We start from the raw sequence: 5,554 nt of genomic DNA, 5'->3' as shown, positions 1-5,554 counted from the left end.
GCCACCGGTAGCCGGCTCACCCGCCCGCGACGGCGGGCCGTCGCCGCCGTGGGCAATCTGCCGCCTTGGGCGGCAGGGTGGGCAAGGCGGCGCCACGGTGCCGCGCAACGAGGACGGCGGGCGTCGGCCACGGTGCAGATCGGTGCCCGGTGCCGCGCGACCTGCGCAGGCGCCCCGCCCCGGCGGGCCTCAGAAGCCCGGCGGCTCCGTGTACACGCCCCACTCCTCGCGGAGCACCCCGCAGATTTCGCCGAGGGTTGCCTCCGCCCGGACCGCGTCGAGCATAGGGGCGATCATGTTCGAGCCGTCCCGTGCCGACGCCACCATCCGGTCGAGGGCGACCCGCACCACCGCGTCGTCCCGGCCCGACTTGCGCCCGCCGAGCGCCCGCACCTGCTCCCGCTCGACCTCATGGCTGACCCGCAGGATCTCCAGGTCGCCCGTGACGGACCCCTCCGCCACATTGACGCCGACGACCCTCTTGTCGCCCTTCTCCAGGGACTGCTGGTACCGGAAGGCCGACTCGGCGATCTCGCCGGTGAACCAGCCGTCCTCGATGCCGCGCAGGATGCCGGAGGTGATGGGGCCGATGGGGTGCTGCCCGTCGGGGTGGGCGCGCAGACCGCGCTCCTTGATCTGGTCGAAGATCTTCTCGGCGTCGGCCTCGATCCGGTCCGTGAGCTGCTCCACGTACCAGGAACCGCCCAGCGGATCCGCGACGTTGCCGACTCCGGTCTCCTCCATCAGCACCTGCTGAGTACGCAGCGCGATCTCGGCGGCCTGCTCGCTCGGCAGCGCGAGGGTCTCGTCGAGGGCGTTCGTGTGCAGGGAGTTGGTGCCGCCGAGGACCGCGGCCAGCGCCTCCACCGCCGTACGGACGACGTTGTTGTACGGCTGCTGCGCCGTCAGCGAGACGCCCGCGGTCTGCGTGTGGAAGCGCAGCCACTGCGCCTTCTCGCTGCGCGCCCCGTACACGTCGCGCATCCAGCGGGCCCAAATGCGGCGCGCCGCGCGGAACTTGGCGATCTCCTCGAAGAAGTCCACGTGCGCGTCGAAGAAGAAGGAGAGGCCGGGGGCGAAGACGTCCACGTCCATGCCGCGCGACAGCCCCAGTTCCACATAGCCGAAGCCGTCGGCGAGGGTGTAGGCCAGCTCCTGCGCGGCCGTCGAGCCCGCCTCGCGGATGTGATAGCCGGAGACCGAGAGCGGCTTGTACGCGGGGATAGACCGCGCGCAGTGTTCCATCAGGTCGCCGATCAGGCGCAGATGCGGCTCGGGCTGGAAGAGCCACTCCTTCTGCGCGATGTACTCCTTGAAGATGTCGGTCTGGAGCGTGCCGTTGAGCACGGCGGGGTCCACTCCTTGCCGCTCGGCCGCCACCAGGTACATGCAGAAGACGGGGACCGCGGGGCCGCTGATCGTCATCGACGTCGTGACGTCGCCCAGCGGGATGTCCTTGAAGAGGACCTCCATGTCGGCCGCCGAGTCGATCGCGACACCGCAGTGCCCGACCTCGCCGAGCGCGCGCGGGTCGTCGGAGTCGCGCCCCATCAGCGTGGGCATGTCGAAGGCCACGGACAGACCGCCGCCGCCGTTGCGGAGGATCATCTTGTAGCGCTCGTTGGTCTGCTCGGCGTTGCCGAACCCCGCGAACTGGCGGATCGTCCACGTCCGCCCCCGGTACCCGGTCGGGTACAGGCCACGGGTGAACGGGTACTCGCCCGGCCATCCGATCCGCTCGAAGCCCTCGTAGGCGTCCCCGGGCCGCGGCCCGTAGACGGGGTCGACCGGGTCACCGGAGAGTGTGGTGAAGTCCGCGTCACGCTTGCGGGCCTTGTCGTAACGGGCCTGCCAGCGTCGGCGGCCTTCCTCGATCGCGTCAGCGTCCATGCTCCAAATTTACTTGGACGTCCTACTAAATGTCGATGGGCCACGGCGAGCCGTTTGAGCCCCTGCGGCGTTTGAGCAGGCGGTGCCGTGGTTGACGCCTCGGGGCTCCGCCCCGGACCCCGCTACTCAATCGCCGCAGGGGCTCAAACGGCCCGACGTGAGGCATCGCACCGCCTCGGCGGTCAGTTCGCGGGTGTAGGGGCCGGCCTCGCCCAGGGCCCGGTGCAGGGCGAGGCCCTCGATGAGCGCGTCCAGCTGCCGGGTCGTGGCCGGGTCGAAGTGCCGCTCAAGCAGCTGCCTGCTGCGCGCCATCCAGGCCCGCGTCAGCTCCCGGTACTCCGGGCGGCGGGCGGCGAGGGTGTACAGCTCCTGGGTGAGGACCAGGTCGCGCCGGGGACCTTCGGAGAGCACGTGGATCAGTTCGGTGACGGCCTCCCGCGCCTCGTCCGGCGTGCCGACACCCGCCAGGTGGCGCTCGAAGACGGCCACGATGTGGTCGGCGAACCCCGTGAAGGCCTCGCGCAACAGGTCGTCGATGCCCGCGAAGTGGTACGTCATCGAGCCGAGCGGCACCCCGGCGCGCGCGGCGATCTTGCGGTGCGAGACCCCCGCGACGCCCTCGTCGGCGATGTGGTCGAGGGTCGCCGCGAGAATGCGCTCACGGCGGCGCGGGTCCGCCTGCCCTGTGGCCATGTGCCCGCGCCCCTCAGATCTCGCGGACGGGACGGGCGGGGTTGCCGACCGCGACGACGTTCGCCGGTACGTCCTTGGTGACCACCGCGCCCGCGCCGATCACGCTGTTGGCGCCGATGGTCACGCCGGGGCAGACGATGACGCCGCCACCGAGCCACACGTTGTCGCCGATGGTGATGGGCAGCGCGGCCTCCAGCTTGTCGCGCCGCGGGCCGGGCTCCACCGGGTGGGTGGGCGTGAGGAGTTGCACGCCGGGGCCGATCTGGCAGTCCTCGCCGATGGTGATCCGGGCGACGTCGAGGGCGGTCAGCCGGTAGTTGACGAAGGTGCGGGCGCCGATGGAGATGTTGCTGCCGTAGTCGACGTACAGCGGCGGCCGCAGCTCGACGCCCTCACCGACGGAGCCGAGCAGCTCGGTCAGCACCTCGCCCGCCTTGCCGGGGTCGTCGAGGAAGGCGTCCTCGTACCGGGCGGCGAGCCGCATGGCGTGCTGCTGGCGGGTGGCGATCTCCGGGTCGTCGGCGATGTAGAGGTCACCGGCGAGCATCCGCTCCAGGTTGCTGCGCGGGTCGTCGGCGAAGTGGTCCGTGGGCATGCGGACGAACGTACACCGAGGAGCGTACGAACGTACACTCCTGGTCGCAGAGAACGCGCGCATCCACTCCACGGAGGGATACGCGCGCTGAGCTGCGGTTACGCCTTGGCGAGCTTCGCGTCGCCGCCGGCGACCTTGCCCTCGAGCTCGGCGGAGATCTTGCGCTCCACGAAGAAGGCGGCGGTCGGGATCGTGCCGGCGATCAGCACCCACAGCTGCTTGCCGAGCGGCCACTTGGCCTTGGAGCCCAGGTCGAAGGCGAAGACCAGATAGACGACGTACAACCAGCCGTGCGCGATGGCGATGACGCGCGTGAAGTCCGCGGCGCCGTCCATGCCGAACGCGTACTTGGCGATCATGCCGAGGCACAGGAGGACCAGAAGCACACCGGTCACGTAGGCCATCGTGCGGTAGCGGGTCAGCACGGATTTCTTCATGGGTCGAGGGTAACCACCCGTTTTGCGCGATCTTCGGCCGGGCCGGGTGGCCCGGGTCTCACCCGCCGGTTCTCACTCGTCCGCGAAGTCGCTCGCCGCCACCCGCAGGGGCCGCAGCATCGCGAAGATCTCGCCGCACTCCTCCGCGTCGTACACGCCGAGGCCGAAGTCCATCGCCATGAGGTCGCGGGTGGCCGCGTCGACGGCCTCGCGGCCCTTGTCCGTGATGGTGGCGAGCGTGCCGCGCCCGTCGTTGGGGTTGGGCCGCTTGTCGACGAGGCCGGACTTCACCAGCCGGTCGACCGTGTTCGTCACGGACGTGGGGTGGACCATGAGCCGCTCGCCGATCTTCGACATGGGCAGCTCGCCCGCCTTGGAGAAGGTGAGCAGGACCAGCGCCTCGTAGCGCGCGAAGGTGAGCCCGTACGGCTTGACGACCGCGTCGACCTCGGCGAGCAGGATCTGGTGCGCGCGCATGATCGAGGTGATCGCGCCCATGGACGGCACGGACCCCCAACGCTGCTTCCAGAGTTCGTCGGCGCGGGCGATCGGATCGAAGGCGAGAGAGAGGGGCTTCGGCACGCCCCCGACCCTACCGGGCGGTCATATGACGGTCAGCCCCGTCTCGACCATTGGGCCCGGGCGCCTGCCGCGGCGCTTAATGCGCGGCGAAACGACACCCCTGTGTAACGATTGCCCGGTATTTACGCTTTCGTACGCTCTTCTACGCCTTCGTACGCCCTGTACGCGCTCCGAACCAGGGGGCAGGATGCCCGTCCCACCCGCACACACGCCCACCCGCACCCCCACTCGCACCTTCGCGCTCACCAGTGCCGCGATCCTCCTGTCCACCGTCGCCATCGGCTGCTCCGACGGTGGTGGAGGTGGGGGCGGCGGCGCGGGCAGTGGCGGTGGCGGCCGCGACGCCGCCGCGGAGGCCGCGCAGCGGACCGCCCCGTCCGGCGCCGCGGCCGACTCCTCGCCGTTCTGGGTCGACCCGGACTCCGACGCCGCCGACCAGGTCGCGAAGTGGAAGCGGGCGGGCCGAGGCTCCGACGCCGCCCTGATCGAGCGCATCGCCGCACGCCCACAGGCGATGTGGGCGCCGGGCGACTATCCGCGCCCGCCGGTCTCCGAGGCCGCCGCGCAGGCCAGGAAGGCGAACAAGACGCTGGTCCTGGTCGCGTACAACATCCCGCACCGCGACTGCGGCCAGCACTCGGCGGGCGGGGCGCACAGCGCGGACTTCTACCACCAGTGGATCGACGCGTTCGCCTCCGGCATCGGGCGGGCGAAGGCCGTCGTCGTCCTCGAACCGGACGCGATCGGACACATCGTCAGCGGCTGCACCCCGAAGCAGTTCGAGGACGAGCGGTACGCGCTGATGTCGTCGGCGATCGACCGCCTCAAGCGGCAGCCGAACACCAAGGTGTACGTCGACGCCGGCAACCCCGCCTGGATCCCCGACGCGAAGAAGCTGGTGGAGCCGTTGCGGCGGGCCGGGATCGGGAAGGCGGACGGCTTCTCCCTGAACGTGTCCAACTTCCAGACGGACAAGGACAGCGCGGCGTACGGCCGCCGGCTCTCCGGGCTGCTCGGCGGCGCGCACTTCGTCGTCGACACGAGTCGCAATGGCGCGGGGCCGTATGGGGACGGGCAGGGTGACGCGTGGTGCAATCCGCCGGGCCGGGCGCTTGGCTCCGCGCCGAGCACGCGTACGGGCAACGCCCTGATCGACGCGAATCTGTGGGTGAAGCGGCCCGGCGAATCCGACGGCACGTGTCGCGGTGGGCCGGCGGCTGGGACGTGGTGGGCGGATTACGCGCTGGGCCTGGCCCGGGGCTGAGCTCGCGGGGCTCCGCCCCGGACCCCGCTGCTCAATCGCCGCAGGGGCTTGAAAAGCCTGCTCAATCGCCGGCGGGGCTTGATATTCAAGCCC

At 70.8% G+C, this 5,554-nt stretch carries 6 protein-coding genes; 1 reads left to right on the top strand and 5 read right to left on the bottom strand.

The window, feature by feature from the left end; all coding sequences use genetic code 11:
• Positions 1-189: 189 nt before the first annotated feature.
• The 5 genes from icmA to ABT004_RS35660 form a co-directional block, all read right to left on the bottom strand.
• Positions 190-1,890 carry a coenzyme B12-dependent isobutyryl-CoA mutase large subunit gene (gene icmA, locus ABT004_RS35680; RefSeq protein WP_351345779.1) on the bottom strand — a complete coding sequence of 567 codons (1,701 nt, stop codon included), beginning with the start codon at positions 1,888-1,890 and terminating at the stop codon, positions 190-192.
• 126 nt (positions 1,891-2,016) lie between these two features.
• The gene (locus ABT004_RS35675; RefSeq protein ID WP_351345776.1) at positions 2,017-2,583 is read right to left on the bottom strand and encodes a TetR/AcrR family transcriptional regulator; all 567 of its coding nucleotides are present in this window, start codon (positions 2,581-2,583) and stop codon (positions 2,017-2,019) included.
• A gap of 13 nt (positions 2,584-2,596) precedes the next feature.
• A complete protein-coding gene (locus ABT004_RS35670; protein ID WP_351345773.1) occupies positions 2,597-3,178 on the bottom strand; it encodes a sugar O-acetyltransferase in 582 nt (193 codons plus the stop codon).
• A 98-nt stretch (positions 3,179-3,276) separates the two neighbouring features.
• Positions 3,277-3,615, bottom strand: a complete 339-nt coding sequence (locus ABT004_RS35665; RefSeq protein ID WP_351345770.1) for a DUF3817 domain-containing protein — start codon at positions 3,613-3,615, stop codon at positions 3,277-3,279.
• A 72-nt stretch (positions 3,616-3,687) separates the two neighbouring features.
• Entirely contained in the window at positions 3,688-4,197 is a 510-nt protein-coding gene (locus ABT004_RS35660; protein WP_351345767.1) for a MarR family winged helix-turn-helix transcriptional regulator, read from the bottom strand.
• 187 nt (positions 4,198-4,384) lie between these two features.
• Here ABT004_RS35660 and ABT004_RS35655 point away from each other — a divergent pair, with 187 nt between their 5' ends.
• Complete coding sequence (locus tag ABT004_RS35655; RefSeq protein WP_351345764.1) at positions 4,385-5,461, top strand: glycoside hydrolase family 6 protein; 1,077 nt, start codon at positions 4,385-4,387, stop codon at positions 5,459-5,461.
• Positions 5,462-5,554: the final 93 nt, after the last annotated feature.

Source organism: Streptomyces sp. NPDC002790 (assembly GCF_040295505.1).
Classification (GTDB): domain Bacteria; phylum Actinomycetota; class Actinomycetes; order Streptomycetales; family Streptomycetaceae; genus Streptomyces.
Note: the sequence above shows the minus strand (reverse complement) of the source record. Positions and strands in the feature narration are given on the sequence as shown.